At 66.6% G+C, this 22,297-nt stretch carries 19 protein-coding genes; 5 read left to right on the top strand and 14 right to left on the bottom strand.

The annotated features are described in order from the left end of the window. Positions 1 to 9 precede the first annotated feature (9 nt). The 3 genes from ABE472_RS12670 to ABE472_RS12660 all read right to left on the bottom strand — a co-directional run bounded on the left by ABE472_RS12670 (position 10) and on the right by ABE472_RS12660 (position 4,380). Positions 10 to 1,413 carry a hypothetical protein gene (locus ABE472_RS12670; RefSeq protein ID WP_346466335.1) on the bottom strand — a complete coding sequence of 468 codons (1,404 nt, stop codon included), beginning with the start codon at positions 1,411 to 1,413 and terminating at the stop codon, positions 10 to 12. Between the two features lie 214 nt (positions 1,414 to 1,627). After that, positions 1,628 to 3,595 carry a S9 family peptidase gene (locus ABE472_RS12665; RefSeq protein WP_346466334.1) on the bottom strand — a complete coding sequence of 656 codons (1,968 nt, stop codon included), beginning with the start codon at positions 3,593 to 3,595 and terminating at the stop codon, positions 1,628 to 1,630. A 149-nt stretch (positions 3,596 to 3,744) separates the two neighbouring features. Continuing rightward, positions 3,745 to 4,380: a LysE family transporter gene (locus ABE472_RS12660; protein ID WP_346466333.1), complete on the bottom strand. Its 636-nt coding sequence runs from the start codon at positions 4,378 to 4,380 to the stop codon at positions 3,745 to 3,747. Between the two features lie 134 nt (positions 4,381 to 4,514). Here ABE472_RS12660 and ABE472_RS12655 point away from each other — a divergent pair, with 134 nt between their 5' ends. From ABE472_RS12655 to ABE472_RS12640, 4 genes are all read left to right on the top strand, one after another. Continuing rightward, positions 4,515 to 5,420 (top strand): LysR family transcriptional regulator ArgP, encoded by a 906-nt coding sequence (locus tag ABE472_RS12655; protein ID WP_046272993.1) that lies wholly within the window; start codon positions 4,515 to 4,517, stop codon positions 5,418 to 5,420. A 118-nt stretch (positions 5,421 to 5,538) separates the two neighbouring features. Then, entirely contained in the window at positions 5,539 to 6,123 is a 585-nt protein-coding gene (locus ABE472_RS12650) for a hypothetical protein (protein ID WP_313212039.1), read from the top strand. A gap of 152 nt (positions 6,124 to 6,275) precedes the next feature. After that, a complete protein-coding gene (mqo, locus tag ABE472_RS12645; protein WP_346466332.1) occupies positions 6,276 to 7,967 on the top strand; it encodes a malate dehydrogenase (quinone) in 1,692 nt (563 codons plus the stop codon). A gap of 330 nt (positions 7,968 to 8,297) precedes the next feature. Further along, positions 8,298 to 10,496, top strand: coding sequence for a TonB-dependent siderophore receptor (locus ABE472_RS12640; protein ID WP_346466331.1), 2,199 nt, complete (start codon positions 8,298 to 8,300; stop codon positions 10,494 to 10,496). 145 nt (positions 10,497 to 10,641) lie between these two features. Here ABE472_RS12640 and ABE472_RS12635 read toward each other — a convergent pair whose 3' ends face one another. The 8 genes from ABE472_RS12635 to ABE472_RS12600 form a co-directional block, all read right to left on the bottom strand. Then, positions 10,642 to 11,868 carry an MFS transporter gene (locus ABE472_RS12635; RefSeq protein WP_346466339.1) on the bottom strand — a complete coding sequence of 409 codons (1,227 nt, stop codon included), beginning with the start codon at positions 11,866 to 11,868 and terminating at the stop codon, positions 10,642 to 10,644. A 215-nt stretch (positions 11,869 to 12,083) separates the two neighbouring features. Then, positions 12,084 to 12,761, bottom strand: a complete 678-nt coding sequence (locus ABE472_RS12630; protein WP_121043308.1) for a methyltransferase domain-containing protein — start codon at positions 12,759 to 12,761, stop codon at positions 12,084 to 12,086. 121 nt (positions 12,762 to 12,882) lie between these two features. Next, a complete protein-coding gene (locus ABE472_RS12625) occupies positions 12,883 to 13,695 on the bottom strand; it encodes a DNA-formamidopyrimidine glycosylase family protein (RefSeq protein ID WP_313217562.1) in 813 nt (270 codons plus the stop codon). Beyond that, entirely contained in the window at positions 13,688 to 14,443 is a 756-nt protein-coding gene (locus tag ABE472_RS12620) for a DUF72 domain-containing protein (RefSeq protein ID WP_346466330.1), read from the bottom strand. The genes ABE472_RS12625 and ABE472_RS12620 overlap by 8 nt, the downstream gene beginning before the upstream one ends. 3 nt (positions 14,444 to 14,446) lie before the next feature. Beyond that, complete coding sequence (locus ABE472_RS12615; RefSeq protein ID WP_313212045.1) at positions 14,447 to 14,881, bottom strand: pyridoxamine 5'-phosphate oxidase family protein; 435 nt, start codon at positions 14,879 to 14,881, stop codon at positions 14,447 to 14,449. Positions 14,882 to 14,963: 82 nt separating this feature from the next. Continuing rightward, positions 14,964 to 15,797, bottom strand: a complete 834-nt coding sequence (locus tag ABE472_RS12610; protein WP_346466329.1) for an alpha/beta hydrolase-fold protein — start codon at positions 15,795 to 15,797, stop codon at positions 14,964 to 14,966. Between the two features lie 17 nt (positions 15,798 to 15,814). Further along, the gene (locus tag ABE472_RS12605; RefSeq protein WP_346466328.1) at positions 15,815 to 16,939 is read right to left on the bottom strand and encodes a metallophosphoesterase; all 1,125 of its coding nucleotides are present in this window, start codon (positions 16,937 to 16,939) and stop codon (positions 15,815 to 15,817) included. Between the two features lie 113 nt (positions 16,940 to 17,052). Next, positions 17,053 to 17,409, bottom strand: coding sequence for a DUF1801 domain-containing protein (locus ABE472_RS12600; protein WP_346466327.1), 357 nt, complete (start codon positions 17,407 to 17,409; stop codon positions 17,053 to 17,055). A gap of 203 nt (positions 17,410 to 17,612) precedes the next feature. Between ABE472_RS12600 and ABE472_RS12595 the strand changes: the two genes are divergently transcribed. Next, the gene (locus tag ABE472_RS12595) at positions 17,613 to 19,658 is read left to right on the top strand and encodes a TonB-dependent receptor (protein WP_346466326.1); all 2,046 of its coding nucleotides are present in this window, start codon (positions 17,613 to 17,615) and stop codon (positions 19,656 to 19,658) included. A gap of 13 nt (positions 19,659 to 19,671) precedes the next feature. Here the strand turns inward: ABE472_RS12595 and ABE472_RS12590 are convergent, their stop codons facing one another. The 3 genes from ABE472_RS12590 to ABE472_RS12580 all read right to left on the bottom strand — a co-directional run bounded on the left by ABE472_RS12590 (position 19,672) and on the right by ABE472_RS12580 (position 22,282). Then, positions 19,672 to 20,133: a DUF1801 domain-containing protein gene (locus ABE472_RS12590; protein ID WP_313217554.1), complete on the bottom strand. Its 462-nt coding sequence runs from the start codon at positions 20,131 to 20,133 to the stop codon at positions 19,672 to 19,674. An 83-nt stretch (positions 20,134 to 20,216) separates the two neighbouring features. Then, positions 20,217 to 21,242: an AI-2E family transporter gene (locus ABE472_RS12585; RefSeq protein WP_265309429.1), complete on the bottom strand. Its 1,026-nt coding sequence runs from the start codon at positions 21,240 to 21,242 to the stop codon at positions 20,217 to 20,219. Continuing rightward, positions 21,233 to 22,282 (bottom strand): LacI family DNA-binding transcriptional regulator, encoded by a 1,050-nt coding sequence (locus ABE472_RS12580; protein WP_346466325.1) that lies wholly within the window; start codon positions 22,280 to 22,282, stop codon positions 21,233 to 21,235. The genes ABE472_RS12585 and ABE472_RS12580 overlap by 10 nt, the downstream gene beginning before the upstream one ends. Positions 22,283 to 22,297: the final 15 nt, after the last annotated feature.

The raw sequence follows: 22,297 nt of genomic DNA, 5'->3' as shown, positions 1-22,297 counted from the left end.
CCGCGGCAATCAGCGCTCGGGCAGCGTCACCTCATTCCGCGTGTTGGCCGCGCGCAGTTCCTGCAGGAAGCGGCGCACAAGCACGCGTCCAAACTCGTCCAGATTGCGCCCGTCAAGATGCTCGAAACGCATATCCGGATGGAGCGCATCTGCGTTCAGGGCCAGGCCGCCGAGTTCTTTCACCAACGGTGCGGGCAGGATGCCCTCCAGCAGTAGCTTGGGCAAAGCACCTGACTCGGCGTGCCATGCGTCGCCATTCGGTCCGGACACCTGCTGAAAATCCACTGCGGTTGCGGCCGCATGAGCAGGTGACGTGGCGATCGTTTCCGTCGCGCGCTGAAGGAACTGGCGATAGCGTGCCGCCAAGGCGGTCGCATCACGATCATGGGCGTCGAGAGGTGCAAGCGTCCACTCGAGCGCGGGCAACGTGCATTCCAAGTCAGCCTGCGCCAGGCGAACGGTGTGCGCTTCATACTGGTCTTCCCCCTGCTGCACCTCCTGCACCCGGCATTCCGCCGTCGCTGCGCGGCGGGCAGCTGCGCGCGCGAACGAGGTGACGTCCTCGCGCACGGCACCCCACAACACTTCCGGAAAGCGCAGCAGGAGGTGCGCGGCGATCGCATCCTGCAGGTCTGCCGACGCTTCTCCGGCAACCTGCATGCGCTGCATCAGTTCCTGCACCGCCACGCGCACCGATTCAGCCTGCGACACCGGCGCCGGCATCCACACAGTGGGCGGCACCTCTGTTTCCGCCAGCAGTTGTTCGCCCACAATGGCACCGCTGCTCGTCCAGTTACGGCCGTGTGCATCGCTGGACAAGTGGAGGCTGCCGCCCATCGACCAGGGCCGAGCCTCGTCGCGGCGCTCGCCGGCCAACATCGACTGCTCCAGTGCATCTACCGACGGTGCGGCCTGTCCCTGCACGGCAGCCGTCATCAGCTGTGCCAGCGCACGACTCTTGTGCATATGTGGTGCGATGCAAACGTACTGGACGCGATAGCCCACCCTATCGGTGGATGCGGGGTCGAGAAGTGCGCCATCAACAGGCTCGCGCCGGACGTCCTGTGCCAGGCAACGAGCGCCGTCGCCGGCAAATCCCCATGCTGGCGATGCCGCCAGTAGACGACCCGCCGCTGTGCCCTCAAGCCGGTTGCCGTACGCCAATGCGACAACATTTTCGGTCACCAGCTTGCCCATTGTCAGCAACTGGACGGTGTCATGAAGTACCGCAGTGTCGGGCTTGCTCAATGGCGCCGCGGGCTCGCCCCCGCGCATCAATTTGTGCAACCGGATCGTCCTCTCGTCCACCTCGCCGCTGAGCACTGCGATCTTGAGCGCCTGCTCCACCGTCAATTGCAGACCGTCATCGATGTCTGCCGCACGGGAGGGACTGGAGAACAGCACAAGCAGCAAAGGCGCTGAAAGGCACGGGAAAGACCGTAGGCGGGACGGCGAGGAGAGGTTGCGCCACATGCTGGAGAACACCGAAGGGGAGAGCTGCCCAGCATCCCGCGGGGTCGCGCCGGGGACCATGCAACAACTTGCATTCTGTCGTGCCCAGCACCCCCCTCACAAACAACGACGGCACCTCACGGTGCCGTCGTTGTTTTTCCGCCGAATGAAGCGATCAAGGCTGCGCGGACGCCGAAGCAGTCTCCCCGCCCAGGCTGTTGGACAGGAACGCCAGCAGCTTGGTGTAGTACTCGCGGCGGTGCGGATCGGTGTAGAAACCGTGGCCTTCGGTCGGGTAGTACAACGCCTCCACGGGCACGCCGGCCTTTCTCAGCGCCGCTTCCATCCGCCTGGTGTGCTGGATCGGGGCGCGCTCGTCTTCGCCACCGGCGGCAAGGAACACCGGCACCTTGATGCGGTCGGCCAGGTTCACCGGCGATACCGCCGCCAACTGGGCGCGCTCGCCGATCCATTCCTTGAGGTAGGTCTCGCCCGAGCCGCGGCGCTGGATATCGCCACTGGTGAACATGATCGGCAGGTCGTAGACACCTACATACCCGGCGGCGCACCGGTACAGCGCCGGCTCCTTCGCCGCCCCCATCATCGCCGCATAACCGCCATAGCTGGCGCCATAGATGCAGATCCGCGAGGCGTCGGCAATGCCCTCCCGGATTGCCCAGCGGGTTGCATCGGTCAGATCGTCCTGCATGGTGCCGCCCCACTGGCGGGCACCCGCGGACCGATGGGCGCGCCCGTAATTGCCCGAGCCGCGGAAGTTGACCTGCAGGACAGCGTACCCGGCATCGGCAAGCATCTGGCTTTCCGCGTCGTACCCGCCGGTATCGAACGGACCGTAAGGCCCGCCGTGCGGTATCACCACCATCGGAAGCGACTTGGCAGCGGCCTTGGCGGGCACGGTCAGGTAGCCGTGCAGCGGCAGCCCGTCACGTGCCTTCAGGGCCACCGGGCGTACCTCTGCGGTGGCGGCCGGGTCGATCCAGTTGCTGCGGCTGATGACGTGGTCCGCTTTCTTGGCCACGTTGTCGAAGATGTAGAAATCGCCCGGGTTGCGCCCGGACCACGCCTCCACCATCAGCTGCCGGCCGTCGCGGGTACTGGACGTGACGAAGACCGCATCGCCCCCGAACGCCGCTTCCAGGCTGCGATACAACCGCGCATCGGGGCCCTGTTCGTCGAAGAAGCGGGTGCGTGGCGTGTCACCCAGGTACAGCGCGCCCACCGGGATCGAGGTGCCGGGCCGGTAGATGTATTTGTGCACGTCCACCACGGGATCACGCAGCACGAGCCTGCGCTCTTCGGTCACCGGATCCCAGGACACGATGGCGTCGGGGCCCTGCGGCATCTCGGTGTTGAAATACGCCAGCCGACCGTCTTCGGAGAACCCGATCGCCGTTTCGATCCGCCCGTTCAGGGCTTCATCGTTGACGAGCTTCCAGGTCGTGCCCGACCCTTCCCGGTAGTACAGCTTGTTGACGTTGTCGGTTCCCGCGCCATGGGCGAAACGCACCTGGCCCTGGTTGTCGGTGACGAAATCGGCGCGGCGTACGGGCGAGCGCGCCACGGTCTGGCGACGGCCGGTGGTGACATCCATCCGGTCTGCACGGGTGAACGGGTCATCGTTGAATGGCCAGATCGTGACCAGCACGTTGCGCTCGTCCGCCGGCAGGTCATCGGCGAGGAACGCGGCCACGGCCTCCACTTTTTTCTGCTGGATGCGGGTACCCGGGCCGTTGTCCTGCGCGCGGTAGCCGACCAGCAGCTCGCCGCGCCCGCCGTTGGCGTTCATGGCATACAGCTCGCCAGTCATGCGCGGCTGGTCCAGCGAGCCCTGCTTCTCGGCCAGGCCGATCAGCACACGTTCTGCGCTGACCCAGTCGAAATGATTGGCGTGATTGTTCCTGGGCGGCACGAACGAGCCCACCACCTCGCCCCCGTTCCTGCGCAGAATCGCCAGGGCGGTACGATCTTCCATCGGCACGGTGGCCGCGTAATAGTCGCCGTTCGGCGAAATCTTGATATCGGTGAAGGCATCCCGGCGCAGGTAGCGCTCCAGATCCACCGCGCCGGCCTGGCCCGTAATGGCCAGCAATACCAGCAATCCCAACCTTTGTACGTGCTTCATCCTTTCCCCCTGCTGCATCGGACCTCATGTCCGGGATCGCGATTCTAGGCGGAAGATCGAGCTGCCAACCAGAGGGATGTTCCTGTTGGTGCAAAAAAAAATGGCACCGCGAACTGTGCCATTTCCAGGACCTGCATCGAGGAGAGAGTTCAATGCATGCCGCGGAACGCGAGGCTGAGCGCCAGGATCGACAGAACCACCGCGATGGTGCCGTCGAGGATGCGCCAGGTCTTGGGCTTGGTGAACAGTGGCGCCAGCAGGCGTGCCCCCAGGCCCTGGGCGGTCAGCCACAGGCAGCTGGCGGTGAACACGCCGGCGGCGAAGGCCATGCGCGCATTGCCGAAGTTCTCGGCGATACCGCCGATCACCATCATGTCCAGCCAGAAATGCGGATTGATCAGCGAGAAACCGACCGCCGAGATCAGCACCGCGCGGCGCGAGGTGCTGTCGCCCTCGTCCACGTGCATGCCGCCACCGCCGGCCAGCGCGCGCCGCGCCGACTGCCAGGCGTACCAGGCCAGGAAGGCGACGCCGCCCCACAGCACCACGGTGGTGAGCCACGGCAGCGCCTGGGTCAGCGTGCGCAGGCCGGCCACGCTGGCGAAGATGAAGATGCCATCGATGGCGGCACACGTCGCCACCACCGGAATGATGTGCTTGCGCAGGATGCCCTGGCGCAGGATGAACGCGCTCTGCGCGCCGACCACCGCAAACAGGCCGATGCCGGTTGCGGCACCACTGAGCCACGCGCTCAGCCCGGCGCCGCCGGAAATGATCGAAAACATGGGATACCACCTGTGTCGTGCTGGGGGGCGGTGCCTCGCCAAGGCGTACAGCACCGGATGGCGCGTATTGTCGCGCCGCAACATGAAAAAGTAGAGCTAAACTTACTTAACCATCTTTAGCGGAACTTAAGATCATGCGCATCGACCATGCCCAGCTCCGTGCCCTGGCGGCGGTGATCCGGGAAGGCAGCTTCGAACGGGCCGCGCAGTCGCTCAATGTCACCGCCTCGGCCGTCTCCCAGCGGGTCAAGGCGCTGGAGGACCGGGTCGGCCGCCTGCTGGTCAAACGCTCCTCCCCGGCGGTCGCCACCACCGAGGGCCAGGTGCTGGTGCAGCTGGCCGAACAGACCGCCCTGCTCGAGCACGATGCGCTGCACCGCATGGGCATCGCCGATGAGGACCTGCCGCACGCCAGCATCCCCGTGGCAGTGAACCATGACAGCCTGGAGACCTGGTTCCCCGAGGCCGCCCTGCAGTTCGCGCGGCAGACCGGCACCACCCTGGACCTGCGCTCGGAAGACCAGGACCACACCGTGGCCCTGCTGCGCCAGGGGGCCGTGCTGGGCGCGGTGACCACCCTGGACGAGCCGGTGCAGGGCTGCCAGATCCACGCGCTGGGCAGCATCCGCTACGCCGCCACCTGCACCCCGGCCTTCCATGAGCAGTACTTCGCCAAGGGGGTCAATGCGCAGTCGCTGGCCCAGGCGCCGGTGCTGGTGTTCAACCGCAAGGACGACATGCAGGCCCGCTTCGCCCGGCGCCTGGCGGGCAACGACCTGCCGCTGACCGCACCGACCTGGTGGATTCCTTCCACCCGCGCGTTCGTGCAGGCGAACCTGGGCGGGCTGGGCTGGACCATGAACCCGCTGCCGCTGGTCAAACGCCACCTGGATGCCGGGCGCCTGGTGCACATGAAGCAGCGCGCGTGGGAAGACGTGCCGCTGTACTGGCAGCACTGGAAGGGCGATGTGCAGACGATGGCGCTGCTGACCCGGGCGGTGCTGGCCGCCTCGGCGACGCTGGTGCGCAAGAAGCGATAGCCCCGGACCGGTAGCGCCGACCGGTGGTCGGCTGTCGTACCGGGGGCGCATGCAGCCCTACACGACCTGACGACCCGCCCCGTTGCAGCATCGGCGCATTCCCGCCGCGGGCACGTCGATGGACACCGATCCGGTCTACCTGCACATCCGCGTGGTGCTCAGCATCATCCTCGGCCTGAGCATCACCACCCTGCTGCGGGGTCTGGCGGGGATCATCGAGCACCCCCAGCGCCGCGGCTGGTCGTGGATCCACCTGTGCTGGGTGGTCTGGGCGCTGATCTCGGTGGTGACCTTCTGGTGGTGGGAGTTCCGCCTGGGCGAGGTCCGGCAGTGGACGTTCGAGCTGTATCTGTTCGTGATCGCCTACTGCGCCGCGTGGTACCTGCTCTGCGTCCTGCTGTTTCCGGACGATGTGCGCGAGTTCGGCAGCTATGAAAACTACCTGCTGCAGCGGCGCGGTGGCTTCTTCGGGATGCTGGCGCTGGTCACGCTGCTGGATCTGGTCGATACCGCCATCAAGGGGCACAGCCGCTGGCAGATGCTCGGCGATGCCTACTGGGTCCACACGGTGGTGATGCTGGCCATTGCCGGGCTGGGCATGGCCCTGCGCCAGCGTCGCGCCCATCTGGCCCTGGCCCTGATAGCACTGGTCTATCAAGCCAGCTATTTCCTCGTTGAATACTTCACCTTGGCCAGCGACTGACCCGGTCTGGCACACCCACCGGATGCTGCGTTGCACCAAATCCGTACCGGAAAGGGCTAAAATTGCCTCCAAGGTACCGCTGTGACGCCCGTCTTCACGGGCGTTCCCGGCAGCGGCGGCATCCTTCCCATGTCTCCCTACCTGAGATCCCCATGAAAAAACTAGCGAAGGTCGTCCTCGGCCTGTTCGTGGTGTTGCTGTTGGCAGCGGCACTGTTCCTGTACTGGCCGCTGCATCAGCGTTCGGTCCCGGCTGCCGGCAACGACAAGCCGGTCGACGTCGTCCTGGTCGGCGGCGGCATCATGAGCATCACGCTCGCCACCTTCCTGCAGGAGCTGCAGCCCGACTGGAACATCCAGGTCTATGAACGCCTGGACGGGGTTGCGCTGGAAAGCTCGGACGGTTGGAACAATGCCGGCACCGGCCATTCCGCGTTCGCCGAGTTGAACTACACCCCCGAGCTGCCGGACGGCAGCATCGAGACCAAGCGTGCGGTCGGCATCGCCGAGCAGTTCGAGATCTCGCGCCAGTTCTGGTCGCACCAGATCCGCGAAGGCCGCCTGAGCCAGCCCAGCGATTTCATCAACCCGACCCCGCACATGAGCTTCGTCTGGGGGGATGAGAACATCGCTTACCTGCACAAGCGTCAGCAGGCGCTGGTCAAGAACCCGCTGTTCTACGGGATGAAGTACTCCGAGGATCCCGCACAGATCACGCAGTGGGCGCCGCTGTTGATGGAAGGCCGCGATCCGAAGCAGAAAGTCGCCGCCACCTGGATGCCGCTGGGCACCGACGTGAACTTCGGCGTGATCACCCGCCAGCTGACCGCGGGCCTGGAACGCAGCCCGAACTTCAAGCTGCACCTCAACCATGAAGTGCGCGCCCTGCGCCAGAACGATGACAAGAGCTGGAACGTGACCGTCAAGGACCTGAAGTCCGACAACGAGACCACGGTCAAGTCGCGCTTCGTGTTCATCGGGGCCGGCGGCGCCGCGCTCAAGCTGCTGCAGCTGTCGGGCATTCCGGAATCGAAGAACTACGCCGGCTTCCCGGTCGGTGGCCAGTTCCTGGCCTTCCAGGACCCGGTGATCGCCAACCGGCATTCGGTGAAGGCCTACGGCATGGCCGAAACCGGCTCGCCGCCGATGTCGGTGCCGCACCTGGATGCGCGCAAGCTGGATGGCAAGCCGGTGGTGCTGTTCGGGCCGTTCGCGCTGTACAGCACCAAGTTCCTCAAGCATGGCTCGTGGTTCGACCTGTACTCCTCGGTCAACCACAACAACGTGGCCGGCATGATGGGCGTGGGCCTGGAGAATCTGGACCTGGTGAAGTACCTGATGGGCCAGGCACGTCTGAACGATGACGACCGCCAGGCCGAACTGGTCAAGTATTTTCCCCACGCCAAGCGCGAGGACTGGAAACTGGTGACCGCCGGCCAGCGCGTGCAGATCATCAAGAAGGACCCGGAAAAGGGCTCGATCCTGCAGTTCGGTACCGAGATCGTGACCGACCAGGACCACACCCTGGCCGCCCTGCTCGGCGCCTCGCCGGGTGCCTCGACCTCCCCGCCGATCATGCTGGACCTGCTCAAGAAAGCCTTCCCGGAGCAGATGGCGGCGGGCTGGGAAGCGCGCCTGAAGCAGATCGTCCCGTCGTATGGCCGCAAGCTCAACGACAGCCCGGCGCTGACCAATGAGATCCGCCGCCTGACCAGCGAGACCCTGAAGCTGCCGTACCTGGAGGTGCCGGTCGAGACCAGCCCCGCGGTGATGCTGACCCCGCCGCCGGCCGCCAAGCCGGCCGAAGCCAAGCGCAACGCCAACGAAGAACTGCAGGCGCTGTAAGCCTGCACCGGCAAGGGCCTGAGAGCCCCCGCCACGGTTTCCCTCCGGCCACCCTCGCGGTGGCCGGTTGCGTTTTGGGGCCAGCGCCGCCGCGCGACCGCTCTACGCCGACGCGGCCGATTGTTCAAGAATTGTAAAGCGACTGAGAACGATTTACATTTGCGCATCGCAGGGGTGTCGCTACGGAAACGGGACGGTCTCAACGGACTGCCGTCTCCCCGCAGCTGCCCGACAGCCTGCTTTCCCAGGATGGACCTACCGTGCCTGGCGCCTGCGCGCCGGCGTTGCCTGCCTGTTGCCTTCCTTCCCTACTGCCGTCCAGAGACCCCCATGTCGCTCCGCGCCCACCCGCTCCGCTCCCGCCGTGCCCCGCTGGCCCTGGCCCTGCTCTCCGCCCTCTCGCTGACCGCCCCGCAGGCCTTCGCCGATGCGCTGGCAGACGCCAGCAGCGCTGCCGATGCCAAGACGTTGGACAAGGTCAGCGTGGTGGGTGCACGGGCCGCGCCCTCGAGCACCACCCGCCTGCCGATCAGCCTGCAGGAAACCCCGCAGTCGGCGACGTCGATCGGCCTTCAGCGCCTGCAGGACGAATCGCTGTTCAGCATCAACGACGTCATGCGCAACGTCACCGGCGTGAGCGTCTCGTTCTACGACACCCAGCGCCCGCTGTATTACGCACGCGGTTTTCCCATCACCGATTTCCAGGTCGATGGCATCCCCACCTACAGCGGCTCGACCAACCAGGAATATGACACCGCGTTCTACGATCGGGTCGAAGTGATCCGCGGCGCCAACGGCCTGCTGAGCGGCGCAGGCGTGCCATCGGCGACGGTCAACCTGCTGCGCAAGCGCCCGGGCAAGGAGTTCGATGCCTCCTTCTCGGTCAGCGCCGGCAGCTGGGACTACCAGCGCATGGAAGCCGACGTGACCGCGCCGTTGACCGCTGACGGCCGTTTCCGCAGCCGAGTGGTTGCCGCCTACACCGACCGCGATCTGTATTACGACCGCTACCACGAGAACAAGATGGCCGGCATGGCCGTGCTGGAAGGTGACCTGACCGACAGCACCACGCTGACCGTCGGCTACCAGACCCAGGACAACAATCCGGTTGGCTCGACCTGGGGCACGGTGCCGTTCTTCAACAGCCAGGGCGACTTCGCCCATCTGCCGCGTTCGACCAACGTCGCGCCGAAGTGGAGCTACTGGCAGCGCGAGACCAGCACCGCCTTCGCCAACCTGGAGCAGCGCTTCGGCGAGAACTGGCTGCTGAAGATCAACACCGCCTACACCCAGGGCAACGTGCAGAACGTGCGCGTGTACGGCAGCGGCTACCCGGATCCGGCCACCGGTGCGGGCATCTTCCTACGCACCGCCGCCGGCGATTCCGAAGACACCCGCCGCAACGTGGATGCCTACCTGAGCGGCACGTTCTCCTTGTTCGGCCGCGAGCACGACCTGACCGTGGGGGGGCAGTGGGCGGATCTGGACGGCACCACCAACACCATCGCGCTGCGCTATCCCACCGATTGGGCACGTTGCGGGACCGAGCGCTGCTACTACATCCCGGATATCCGCACGTGGGATGGCGACATCTCCGAGGTGACCTACGCGCGTACCGGCGCACGCCGCGTCGCCAAGACCACGCAGAGTGGCGTCTACGTGGCCACCCGCCTGCGCCTGGCCGATCCGCTGGCCTTGATTGCCGGTGCGCGCCTGAGCCGTTGGGAAACGCTTTCCCGTTCCTACAACGCGGCCGGCGCGTACACCGGCACCAGCGGCGCTTACAAAGTGACGGATGAAGTCACGCCTTATGTGGGACTGGTGTACGACATCACCCCGCAGGTGGCGGCGTATGCCAGCTACACCGAAATCTTCAACCCGCAGAATTTCAAGGACCGCAACGAAAACCTGCTGGCACCGGTGGAAGGCTCCAATCTGGAAGCGGGCATCAAGTCGCAGTGGTTCGATGGTCGCCTGACCGCCAACGCCGCGGTGTTCGAGGCCAAGCAGGACAACTACGCGGTGCTCGACACGAGCGTGCCGGAGCGCTCGCTCAGCGATGGCAGTTCTGCCTATATCGGCATCAACGGGACCAAGGCACGCGGCTGGGAAGTGGACGTCAACGGCGAGATCCTGCCGGGCTGGACGGTCAATGCCGGCTTCACCCACGTCAAGGTCACCCGTGCCGCCACCGATCTGCTGTACGCCAACCCGGCCGAAGATCTGCTGCAGCTCAACACCCAGGTGCGGCTGCGCGGTGCCCTGGAGCGCCTGAGCGTGGGTGCCGGCGTGCAGTGGCAGAGCAAGGTGCAGGGCTACAACGTCCCCTATCCGCTCGGCGGCACGGTCACGGTGAACCAGCCGGCGTACGCGCTGGTGCAGTTCAACGCCAACTACCGCCTCAGCGACAGCTGGACGGCGACGTTGAGCGTGCGCAATGCGCTGGACAAGACCTACTGGGCCAACCTGGATTACAACAACTACGGCGAGCCGCGTTTTGTCGCGTTGAGCCTGCGCTGGAAATACTGAGGCCTGACGACATCGCTGTGTTGAACGAACGGGTCGCCTTCGGGCGGCCCGTTTTTTTGTGGCGACCCACCGTACACAGGTAGTGCCGGCCGCTGGCCGGCTCCTCGAAGACCCGACATTGCGTGGAGCCGGCCAGCGGCCGGCCCTACCGGGGCCGCGTCTCGCGCAGCGTCCACATCACCGGCAGTACCAGTATCGCGACCACCGCGATCATCGCCCCGGGGGCCGACGACCAGCCGGTATGCCGCACCAGCAGTTCGGCCAGCAAGGGCGTAGCACCGCCAAAGAACGCCGTGGCCATGGTGACGCCCAGGGCCAGCCCGCTGAGCCGCCCTTCGCCGGGGAACTGCTCGGCCGTGGCAGGGGCCGCCACCGCACTCACCCCACCGGCCAGACACGCCAGCACCACCGCCGCCAGACCGATCGCCACGGTGCTGCCGCCGGCCATCACCGAGAACATCGTCAACGGCAGCAGCGCCGACAGCGCAGCCAGCGCGATCAACACGGGGCGGCGCCCGACCCGGTCGGACAACGCGCCTGCCAGCGGCGTCACCACGATCACCGCCACCGCCGCGACCGTGGACAGCCACAACGCCTCCGATTCACTCACCTGCCCCACGGAACCGAGGAATGCGGGCACATAGGTGATGCCGACGTAATAGGTGATCGAGCCCAGTGCGGAGATCGCAAACGTGCGCGCAATCGCGGGCTTGTGGTGCCGCCAGCTATCGCGGATCGGCGACGTCGGCACGGTGCCGTCGGCCTGTTGCCGCTCGAACTCCGGCGATTCGTGCATGGTCGAGCGCGCCAGCAGGATCGCCCCCGCCAGCGCCGCGCCGACGAAGAACGGAATCCGCCAGCCCCAGCCATCCAGCTGCGCGGTGCTCAGCAGCGCGACGGTCAGCGCCGACAACGCCACCGCCAGCAGGGCCCCCACTTCGCTCGCGGCCGAGGCCAGTGAGGTGACCAGCCCGCGCCTGCGCACGGGTGCGGTTTCCAGCAGATACGCCACCACGCCGGTGTATTCGCCACCGACCGAAAAGGCCATCAGGCAGCGCAGCAGCAACAGCAGCACACCGGCGGTCGCGCCAATGCTCTCGAAGGTGGGCAGCAGCGCGGTGGCCAGCATCGCAACCGTCATCAGCAACATCGAGGCCAGCAGCATGTAGCGCCGCCCGAAACGGTCGCCGAGATGGCCGAAGACCAGTGCCCCCAAGGGACGCATCAGATACGACACGGCAAACCCGGCCAAGGTGGCCAGCAACGCATTCTCGCCGCCACCGAAAAACACGCGCGACAACACCGTGGCCAGATACAGGTAAAGGGTGAAGTCGTACCACTCCACCACGGTGGAGAGGCCGGCGATGACCATCGAGCGCGTCTGCGGGCGCGCCGTGGGCGCGGTAGCGGCCGTGCTCAAGCCTGCATCCTGGAAACACGCAGGCCTTCGCGGCGCGGCAGTGGGCGAGATTGCATCGAGGGACTCCCGGCCGCCTGGGCCGCATCTGGACGGCGACAGCCTACGCCAGTCGATCTGCAGGCCGCGTCACAGGAGAGCGGTCGTGTCGCAACACGCCCTGCCTGTGCTCAGGCCACGGCCGCCGGCCGCACCGCACCCCGCCGATAGCTCAGCAGGCGGCCGTTGCCTGGCGCATTGCCTTCATCTTCGAACAGCCCCAGTTCCTCGGTCACATCGAAGCCCTGCAGGGCCATGCCACGCGAGAACGAGCCCACGTTGCCGCGGCCGGGATCGGTGATCAGCAGCTCGGCATCGGGCTTGGCGTGCCGTAGCATCATCGCCGCGATCTGATGGGCATGCCCTCGTTCGTAGAGGATGTCGCTGCCGATGATCAGGTCGAAGCGCCCCAGCGAACCGTCAGGGACCTCCCAGGGCAGGTCACGGTAGGTCACCGCCGGCAGGTCGTTGAGGCCGGCGTTGTAGGCCAGGAAGGATTCGGCCAGTGGATGGTGGTCGGTCGCCACGACATCCGCGCCGCGATGGGCCAGCACCAGGCTGGACAGGCCCAGCCCGCAGCCCAGCTCCAGGATCCGCTTACCGGTCACGTCGAAGTGGCTCATGGTATCGGCCAGCGCGCGGCCGGCCGGCCAGATCTGACCGAACAGGCTCCACAACGAAGAGTGGATGCCGGCCCGCTGGGCACGTCCGGTGGGATCGGAAAACTGCTGCAGATCGCTGAGCGCGCGGATACGGAAGTCGTGCCCGCCGACCGGGATGGTGAGAATGCGGGTGGTATAGCCCGGCATGTGCGCTCCGTGGGACACGGGAGTCTTCATTCCGCGGGCGGCATGAACGACTCTGAGAAAGGAGCGAAGGCGATCAGGTGTCGATCGCGCAGGACGCGCGTACGTGCGTGTTGCCCCCATCCTACGCCATGGGCGAGGACCTGGCTGAACGCCTCGGGGCGGCCTTGCGTGCGTTCGGCGCGGCGTTGCGCCCGGCAGGCGCGGCGCCGTAGCGCACCTGGCACACCGGGCAGAAGAACGCCCGCCGCCGGGTCGTGCCCGGGTAGGTCTTGCTGATCGGCCCGCCGCAGTGGGGACAGGTGCGCTTGGTATGCACGAGCCAATGCTGGCGCAATACGAACTGCCGCTTCCAGTCCAGGAAATCGAAACTGTACTGCCGCGCCTGTTTGATGATCTCGCCCAACTTGCGTGGCGGAAGCGCACCCACCGTGGATTCGGGATGCACACGCGTGCGGAACAGCACTTCGTTCTTGATGATGTTGCCGACGCCGGCAAAGATCTCCTGGTCCAGCAGCGCGTCGCAGATCAACGTTTCCGGCTGCTGCTTGAGCTTCCTGCGCGCCAGCCTGGGATCCCAGGCCAGGTCCATCACATCCCCGCGCCAGTCGTAGGTGTCCTCCAGCGCGCCGTCGATGTACTTCACCGACGAGGCATAGATGTTGAGCTCGCCGTTGTCGAACTGCAGCGACACCCGCGGTGGCGATGGCTTGCGCTCATCGATGCGATAGCTGCCGAACATCAGCATGTGCACGCGCAGGCTGAAGCCGCGGAACTCGATCAGGAAGTGTTTGCCCCAGCTGCGCAGGGCCACCACCCGCCGCCCCTCCATGCGGGTCAGGTCCAACGTACTGTTGCCGGTGGCCAGGCGCACGGTCTTGCCGCGGAACTTGGCGGCGGCCTCACGCAGGATGACGATGGAGGGACCTTCAGGCATGGGCGGGGTCCTGGAGGGTGGCGGCGCCGAGCAGGTCCTGCAGCCGCGCCGCATTGGCGATGGCGAACCCATGGGCAGTGTTGTCGAAGATTACCCAGCGCGCACCTGCTGTCCGCGCAGCAACCGTCGTGGCCAAATCCCGCAGTGCTGCGTCGTCATAGTCGCTGTAATACATGCGTGGCGCCCCATGCCATCGCCAGTAGCGCCATCTGGCGTCACCGCCCGGCTGGGCAGCCTCGGGAACCCGCGCAGGGTCCGCGCCGACACGCCCGATCGCATGCCGCTGCAGCAGCGCGTCGGCCTGCGGCGTGAACCAGCTGGCATGGCGCGGCTCGCAGACCACGCGCACAGCGGTGCGACGGCGCAGCATGCCGAAGAAGCCGGCCGCCACCCGCGCATCGAAGGCATGACTCGGCGGCAGCTGCAGCAGCAGCCCGCCGAGCGTGCGGCCCAGGCCGGCGGTTTCCTCAAGGAAGCGGTCCAGCGCCGGACCGCAACCGCGCAGGGCCGCCTCATGCGAGATGGCCTTGGGCAGCTTCACCGAGAACCGGAACGTGGCCGGCACGCTCGCCGCCCAGCGTTCATACGTGCGCTGCTGGTGCGTCCGATAAAAAGAGGAGTTGATCTCCACCACCGGGAACCGCGTTGCGTAGCGCGCGAGCGTGCTCTCGCCCGCGCCGGTCAATGCGGCGTAACGGCTGGGAATCGACCAGCCTGCGCATCCGATCTTGATCGACGGGGCAGGCATCGCTTACAGGCGGATCTCGCCGTCGTCCTCGCCCGACCAGTAGTGGATGCGGGTCGCCTTGACCTGGATCAGCACGATGCCAGGCGTATCCACGCCCTGCTTGAACCACCGCTCCAGGTCCGGGACCCAATGCGCCTGCAGGGTCGCACGGTCGCGGCTGAGCGTGGCATGGCCTTCCACGGCCACGAACAGCGGCGGCTTGCCCAGCAGCGACTTGCTGCCGGTGAAGGACAGCGCCACTTTCGGGTCGCGCTCGATCTCGGCCACCATGTCGGCGCTGTCGAAGGCGAAAAAGTAGCTGTCGCCATCGTAGTCGACGTCGCCGTTGTTGCTCATCGGCCGGCCGGCGATCTCGCCGCTGGCGGTGTGGGTCTGCAGCATCGCGAAATCGATGCCGGCCATCTTCTTGGCCAGTTCGGGCAGGGTCAGGGTGGTCATGGCATCTCCGCAGGTCAGGGCTCGTGCGCCCAGCCTCCGCGCAGCCCGGTGACCGAGGCGTGCACACCCACTGGCGGAAATTTCACACGGTCCGGAACGTGCTCCCATTGGGGAACAACGCCAACAGAGCACGGGTGAGCATCGCCGGATATACCGTCAGGTGATCCTCATCCGGCACCACGCGTGTCTCCAGCTGCAGGCCGGGATACCCGCGCCCGCGCAGGCGGTCGGCAAAGGCCTGGGTATGCGCGACCATGTCGTTGCGGGCGGCGAACGGCGCATCGGAGGCCGGGGTTTCGTGCGCGCCGATCGACAGCAGCACGCGGGCGTCAAGATCCGCATGCGCACTGGCGTAGTCCGCCTCGATCCGCTCGATCACATGCTGATCGAACCACAGCGAAGGACTGGACAGGATGTAGCGCTGGAACATCGCCGGACGCGTCAGCAACACGAAGGCGCCGAACAGACCGCCGTAGGAATGGCCGGCGAACGCCCGCTGCGCTGGATCGGTCCGGTAGCGCGCCTCGACCTGCGGCAGCACGTGCTGCGCCAGGAAATCCCGGTAGTGCGCGGCGCCGCCGTAGGTGATGCCATCGGTGTACTCGTCCCCGGGACTGCGGGTGGGCCGGGTCGGGGTGTAATCACGCGAGCGGCTCTGCTGCGAGCTCAACCCGTCCTGCGGTGGCAGGCCAATCAGGATGAAGGGCGCCAGATGCGCACCACCCTGCCCGACCATGTTGCGCACGCTGCGCGCGAGCGGAAAGCTGTACAGCGCATCGGTGACATACAGCACCGGGTAGCGCAGGTGTGTCTCCCGCGCGTAGCCGGCCGGCAGCGACACCCAGATCGGATAATCGCGGCCTACTGGATCGTGCACTGTCCAGGCCTCGGTGTCCGGCAGCACTACCCCGGGCATGGCGCATCCACACACCATCAGCGCGGCCGCAGCGTGATCAGCGTGATCTCGGATGGCACGCCGATACGTGCCGCGAAGCCCGGCCACAGCCCGGCACCGTTGCTGACATACAACGCCATGCCATCCACCTCGTAGCGCCCGGACACAAAGCCGCCATTGGCGCGCTTGACCAGCTGGTCCATGCCGACGATGTGGCCGCCGTGGGTGTGGCCGGAGAGCTGCAGCGCCACGCCCTTCGCGGCATTCGCGCGTGCTTCCACCGGACGATGGTCGAGCAGGATCACCGGCGCCTGCGGGTCCGCCCCGGCCAGTGCGGCCGTCAGGTCCGGCATGGGCAGACCGTAGCGCGCGGCCACTGGATCGGTGACACCGGCGATGGTCAACGTCGCACCGTCACGCTGGACCTGCGTGTGGGTGTTCTCCAGCACCTGCATGCCCTGCCCGCGGAAGGCCTGCATCCACTCGGCGTACTGCGCGTAGTACTCATGATTGCCGGTGATCGCGATGACGCCATCGGGCGCGTGCAGCCTGGCCAGCGGCGCAAAGTCGTTGGCGCGGGCGCTGACGCTGCCGTCGATCAGATCCCCGGTGATCACCACCAGATCCGGATGCAGGGCATTGCTCTCGGTGACTACCTTCTCCACCCAGGCACCGGTGAGCATGCGGCTGGCGTGGATGTCGGTGAGCTGCAGCACGCGGTAGCCGTCGAATGCGGCCGGCAGCCCCTCGATGGCGACCTCGATCTGCCGCGGCTTGGGGACCGCCATGCCCTGCCAGATGCCATAGGCGGAGAGCAGCAACGCCAATGTGCCCGCTGCAGGGCGCAGCCACGCCGCGCGCAGCATCGGCAGCACGCGCCGCGCCCGGACCAGGCGCGCGATCAGCAGCAGCGCATCCAGCACCAGCACGAACACCGCACTGATCAGCAGCGTGGTGAACCCGGTCGCAAGCACCGCGATCACCGCTTTGGGAATCTCGGGCGAGGCCATGGTCCCGGCGAACTGGGCCACGATCCGGTGGTGCAGCGCCAGTGCGACCACCAGCAGGCCCAGTACGATCCGCACCGGACGCGACAACCGCAGCGGCCAGATCACGCGCCACACCAGATACAACGCAAGCAAACAGCCGATCACACTCAGCACAGGCACATCCTGGAAACGTGGGGGAATGGGCCGGCCGCATCGCTGCCGCCTCGCCCAGCCCTTTATCGTTGCCGAATCGCGCGGCGTGTTCCAGTGCAGGAGGTCGTGATGATTCAGGCAGAGCGCTGGCTTGCTTTCGCACGCGCTGCAGCGGCAGGGGGCTTCGCTGCACGCTTGCGCGCGATCGCGGCGCGGATCAAGGCCTTGAACGCGGTCGCGTGGATCGTTTCGCCGTCGTGCAGATCGATGGCGCGGCGGGTGTTGCCCTCCAGGCTCGCATTGAACAGCCCCTTGGGATCGGGCAGCGCCGCGCCCTTGGCGAAGGTCAGCGTCACGGCCGCCTTGTCGGTCTCGCCGGTACACAGGATGCCGCTGTGCTCCCACACGGGCACGCCTCGCCACTTCCATGTGTCCACCACCGCCGGATCGACCTCGTGGCTCAGGCGGCGGATGCGACTGGCTGCGCGCATCGATCTGCTGCGATGCGGACGGCTCGCTGGCTGCCGCAGCGCGCGGGGGCGCACGGGCGTTGGGCTGGCTGCCGGAGGTCAAAGGGAAGCGGACATTAATGCAATGTTATATTATTTCTTTTTAGTTCCCCCTTCCCCTCAGCGAGCGACCGCTGTCCGCTTGCCCTACCCCTGTTCTCACGGCTACTGAAAGGCACAAAGAGATGAAAACCAAGGCAATGGTGTCCGCCGTGCTGGCGACCCTGTGCGCCGGCGGAGCGCGCGCGCAGTCCAGCGATGCGGCGATCACGCTGGGCAGCGTGCATGTGCGCGAAGGCTCCCGCCGTCCCCTCGCTGCGAACCGCGTGCTGACCTCGGTGGATGTGATGGGCGGCGACCAGGTGCATGAGAAGAACGTCTCCAACAGCTGGGAGCTGCTCGGCCAGATGCCGGGTATGCAGCTGACCGAAACCCGCCAGGGCGCGGAGTCCGGCAAGGCCACCTTCCGCGCGTTCAACGGCGAGGGCTACCTCAACGGCATCAAGATCCTGATCGACGGCATCCCCAGCAACGTCAACAGCGGCAACCAGCGCTTCATCGACATGGTGTTCCCGCTGGACATCGACTACATCGAAGTCGTGCGCGGCACCAACGATCCCCGCTACGGACTGCACAACATTGGCGGCAACATCAATCTCGGCACCCGCCAAGGCGGCAACTACACCGATGCGCGGCTCACCTACGGCAGCTACAACACCCGCGAAGCGCAGGTCGCGATCGGTCGCGAAGCGAACGGTGTCGCCCAGAACTACTTACTGGCCTCACAGGCCTCCGATGGCTACCGCGATCATGACCGTTCGAAAAAATACTCGCTCGGCGGCAAGTGGTTCTACAGCGGCGACGAGGACCTGTTCACCATCGGCCTGATCGCACGGGTGTACCACCACGAGGCGGACGAGCCCGGCTTCATGACGGCTGAAGAGTTGGCCACCGACCGTCGCGGATCGGCGCTCAAGAATGCCAACGATCTCGACGACCGCGACATGCGCCATCTCAGCACCCATCTGGACCTGCAGCTGAGCGACACCGTGCATGTCAGCAACACGCTGTACTACAACCGCTACGAGGACGATCGGCAGGTGACCTTCACCCGTTACGTGCCCGGCAACGCGCCGCGCCAGCGCCGCCAGTGGGACGAGAAACAGACGGGCCTGCTCAGCACGCTGACCTGGGCGGCCATGCCTGCGCTGACAGTCGAGGGCGGTCTCAACGCCGAGCACCAGGACAACACGTACCGCCGCCTGCGCTACAACCACGCCGTCCCGACCGACTTCTCGACCCCGGCGCGGGTCCAGAACGATGACCGTTACACCTTGGACAACCTCGGTGCTTACGTGCAGGCCGTGTATCAGCCCACCCCTGCCCTGAAGATCGTGCCGGCCTACCGCGTCGACCGCTTCTCCGGCACCACCCGCCTGCCCGGTGGCATCACCGCCCCGCTGCAGCACTACGGCACGATCGAGCAGCCCAAGCTGAGCGTGGTCTATGCGATCACCCCGGCCTTGAACGTCTATGCCAACTGGGGCAGGACGTTCCAGGTACTGACCGGCTCCACCGCGCCGGCCTACCTCACCGCCGGCCAGGACACGTTCCGGCCCTCGATCAATACCGGCAAGGAGGTGGGCATCAAGTTCACCCCGGCCGTCGGCACCGACGCGCGCATCGCGGTGTGGCGCCAGGATGCAACCGACGAGGTCGCCAACATGCCGGCCACCGGCACCTCGGTCGGCCTGGGCCAGACCCGTCGCGAAGGCATCGACCTGCAGGTCACCGCGCGCCTGGGCGACCGGTGGACGCTGTGGGGCTCGCACGCCATCCAACAGGCCAAGGTGGTCAGCGCCTTCACCACCGACGGTACCTCCCTGGCCGGCAACGAGGTCATCGCCACGCCGCGCTACATCAGCAACATCGGCCTGGACTACCGCGCCAACGATCGTTGGACCTTCGGCCTGCAGGGCCGGATGCAGGGTGACTATTACATTGAAGAGCGCAACACGCAGGGCACGTTCGGCGCCTTCGCGGTGCTTGATGCCAGTGCGTCGTATCAGCTGTCCGAGCGGCTGAGCGTGGATGTACAGGTGAAGAACCTGACCGGCCGCGACTACGCCTATGCGTGGTACGACAACTTCTTCTGGGGCGGCGATGACCAGCCGATGTTCTCGCCCGCACCGGGGCGCTCGGCTTACGTGTCGTTGAACCTGAAGCTGTAGGGCAGCCCTGCCCTCACATCCGCTCGCCGGGCAGGCGGCTGGCCTGCTCCAGCCAGGTACGGAACTGCGCTTCGTCCAGCGGCACGCCTTCCTCGATATGCAGGTAGCGCGTGTCCTGGCTTTTCGAGGCGACTGGCGGAACCGGCTGCAGTAACCGCCCGCGGAAAAAGGCCACCTTGATGTAGCGGGTGAAGCAATGCAGGCTCAGAAACCAGCCATCGCCTTCGATGCCGTACAACGGCGAGTTCCATTTGACCGCTTTGTGCACGCCCGGGACGGTTGCCACGATCAGCGCATCCAGGCGTTCGCCCACCGCCCGCTTCCAGCCGGGCATCGCGGCGATGTAGGCCTGTACCGGCCCGTCGCCGTCGCCTTTGGGAATCTGCGGGTTGCCGCCGGACAGCAGCTGCGGGGCGCTGTCAGGGAGCGGGGGCGCGCCCTGACTGCCTGACGCGCGTGGACCGTTCGTCGCCATGGTGCCGTTCCCGTGGAAGACCCACCCGCGTTATAGACCGCGGCGGCGCTGGGAGCAACGGAGCGCGCGCGGCGGCCGGTGATTCAGATCCAGCGCTGGTCCAGCAGCTCGCGCTTGATATAGGCATAGAACACGGGCGCCGCGACCAGCCCTGGCAGCCCGAACGCGGCTTCCATCACCAGCATGGCGAGCAGCAGTTCCCACGCACGTGCCTGGATCTCGCCGCCGACGATGCGCGCGTTGAGGAAATACTCCAGCTTGTGGATGACCACCAGGTACAGCAGCGCGACCACGGCCACGTAGAACGACACCGACAGCGCGACGATGGTGATGACCGTGTTGGAGATGATGTTGCCCACCACCGGCAGCAGGCCGGCGAGGAAGGTGATCAGCACCAGCGTCTTGGACAGCGGCAGATGCACGCCGAACAGCGGCAGCACCCCGAGCAGGAAGATGGCGGTGAACAGCGTATTGAGCAGCGAGATCTTCACCTGTGCGAACACGACCTGCCGGAACGCCGTGGCCATGCGGCTGGTGCGGCCGATCAGCTCCTGCGCCAGCGGCCCCATCTTGGGCAAGGGCAACTCGTCGTAGAGCGCGATCATCGCCCCCAGCACCATGCCGATCAGGATCCGCACGCTGATCTGCACGGCCGAGGTGCCGGCGATGCCGAGCTGCTGGCGGTGCGTCGCCGCCCAGTCGTTCATCGCCGTGCGCAGCGCCTGCAGGTCTTCCGGGATATAGGGCTGCAGCAGGTCCGGCACCTGGTGGCGGGAGGTGTTGAGGATGTCCATCAGGCGCATCAACAGCGCATCCGGGCCACCGGTCTCGTTGCGGAAGAACGAAGCGATGCCGATCGCCGCCAGGGTCAGCGCGCCGATGATCAACGCCGACAGGACGATCACCGAATAGGCCCGTGCGCGCCCGGGCGGCAGCTTGCCTTCGACGGTGGAGGCCAGCAGGTGGGTCAGGTGGAACACCAGCAGGCCCGACAGCAGGGTCACCACCAGCCCGAGTTTCAGGGTCAGCCACATGCCCAGCAGCATCAGCACCCAGGCCGCGATGCGGGCGGTGGGCGGCTTGGGCAACGCGGGGATCACTATGGACATGCGGGCGCATCCTGACGGGTGGCCCATGGTAGTGGATGCGGCGCGGGCGCTGCAGTCGAGCCCCGCACCATCAAACTGAAATCCAGCGTCTGCTGAAGCGGTACATCGACACGTTCGATGATGGCAAGCAGCAGATGGACCGCGCGGGCACCGATCTCCCGCATCGGTTGTCGAATGGTCGTCAACGGGGGCGTGAGGTAACGCGACGATGCCAGGTCGTCGAAGCCGACGACAGACAGACCATCGGGCACGCCGATGCCAAGATCCCGACAGGCCGCCAGCACGCCCAGCGCCATCTGGTCGCTGAAGCAGAAGACCGCGGTCGGCACCGACGCGCGGGCCAGCAGTTTCATCCCGGCGGCATGGCCGGATTCCACCGAGAAGTCACCCGGCACAACGCTCAGGTGACGCAGGCGACCGCGCGCCTTGCCGGCGGCCCGAACCCCTTCCAGTCGCTGCTGGTGCAGGGGATTGTCCGGCGGCCCACCGACCACGGCGATCCGCTCGTGCCCCAGCCCGTACAGGTGTTCCATCACCGCGCGCGCGGCGGCCGCGTTGTCGATGTGGACGCTGGGGATGCCCAGCGCGGGATCGACCTCGCAGCCGTTGACCACCGGCGCGGCACTGCCCTGCTGCTGGACGATGTCACGTGCCGTGGGCGGGAGGCGATGGCCCAGCACGATCAGGCCATCGGCCTCGTTGCGCCGGAGCATCTGTGCGTAGCGCTCCTCGCGCTCGGGCAGGTTCTGGGTATCGCCCAGCAGCACGGCGTAGCCAACGGCCTGCGCCGCGTCCTCCGCGCCCTGCAGGATCTGGGCGAAGAACGGGTTGGCGATGTCCGGCACGGTGACCAGGATCTTGCCGCTGCGCTGGGTCTTGAGGGTTCTGGCCACCGTGTTGGGGACATAGCCCAGCGCGGCGGCCGCCTGCTCGATGCGCGCCCGCGTGGCCGGCAGCACTTTCTCCGGTCGGGACAGCGCCCGCGACACCGTGCCGGCCGAGACGCCGACGTGCTTTGCAATGTCGTAGATGGTGGCCATGGGGTTACCTCTTCC

This window comes from Stenotrophomonas sp. TWI809 (genome assembly GCF_039673205.1).
Classification (GTDB): domain Bacteria; phylum Pseudomonadota; class Gammaproteobacteria; order Xanthomonadales; family Xanthomonadaceae; genus Stenotrophomonas.
This window is presented reverse-complemented; position numbering and strand designations above follow the sequence as displayed.

Bases quoted from the DNA above. Each gene is read 5' to 3' on its own strand.
- mqo (WP_346466332.1), top strand. From the start codon at position 6,276: ATGAAAAAACTAGCGAAGGTCGTCCTCGGCCTGTTCGTGGTGTTGCTG.
- ABE472_RS12630 (WP_121043308.1), bottom strand. From the start codon at position 12,761: ATGCCGGGCTATACCACCCGCATTCTCACCATCCCGGTCGGCGGGCAC.
- ABE472_RS12610 (WP_346466329.1), bottom strand. From the start codon at position 15,797: ATGCCCGGGGTAGTGCTGCCGGACACCGAGGCCTGGACAGTGCACGAT.
- ABE472_RS12615 (WP_313212045.1), bottom strand. From the start codon at position 14,881: ATGACCACCCTGACCCTGCCCGAACTGGCCAAGAAGATGGCCGGCATC.
- ABE472_RS12620 (WP_346466330.1), bottom strand. From the start codon at position 14,443: ATGCCTGCCCCGTCGATCAAGATCGGATGCGCAGGCTGGTCGATTCCC.
- ABE472_RS12640 (WP_346466331.1), top strand. From the start codon at position 8,298: ATGTCGCTCCGCGCCCACCCGCTCCGCTCCCGCCGTGCCCCGCTGGCC.
- ABE472_RS12625 (WP_313217562.1), bottom strand. From the start codon at position 13,695: ATGCCTGAAGGTCCCTCCATCGTCATCCTGCGTGAGGCCGCCGCCAAG.
- ABE472_RS12635 (WP_346466339.1), bottom strand. From the start codon at position 11,868: ATGGTCATCGCCGGCCTCTCCACCGTGGTGGAGTGGTACGACTTCACC.
- ABE472_RS12595 (WP_346466326.1), top strand. From the start codon at position 17,613: ATGAAAACCAAGGCAATGGTGTCCGCCGTGCTGGCGACCCTGTGCGCC.
- ABE472_RS12655 (WP_046272993.1), top strand. From the start codon at position 4,515: ATGCGCATCGACCATGCCCAGCTCCGTGCCCTGGCGGCGGTGATCCGG.
- ABE472_RS12590 (WP_313217554.1), bottom strand. From the start codon at position 20,133: ATGGCGACGAACGGTCCACGCGCGTCAGGCAGTCAGGGCGCGCCCCCG.
- ABE472_RS12665 (WP_346466334.1), bottom strand. From the start codon at position 3,595: ATGAAGCACGTACAAAGGTTGGGATTGCTGGTATTGCTGGCCATTACG.
- ABE472_RS12585 (WP_265309429.1), bottom strand. From the start codon at position 21,242: ATGTCCATAGTGATCCCCGCGTTGCCCAAGCCGCCCACCGCCCGCATC.
- ABE472_RS12650 (WP_313212039.1), top strand. From the start codon at position 5,539: ATGGACACCGATCCGGTCTACCTGCACATCCGCGTGGTGCTCAGCATC.
- ABE472_RS12600 (WP_346466327.1), bottom strand. From the start codon at position 17,409: ATGCGCGCAGCCAGTCGCATCCGCCGCCTGAGCCACGAGGTCGATCCG.
- ABE472_RS12580 (WP_346466325.1), bottom strand. From the start codon at position 22,282: ATGGCCACCATCTACGACATTGCAAAGCACGTCGGCGTCTCGGCCGGC.
- ABE472_RS12660 (WP_346466333.1), bottom strand. From the start codon at position 4,380: ATGTTTTCGATCATTTCCGGCGGCGCCGGGCTGAGCGCGTGGCTCAGT.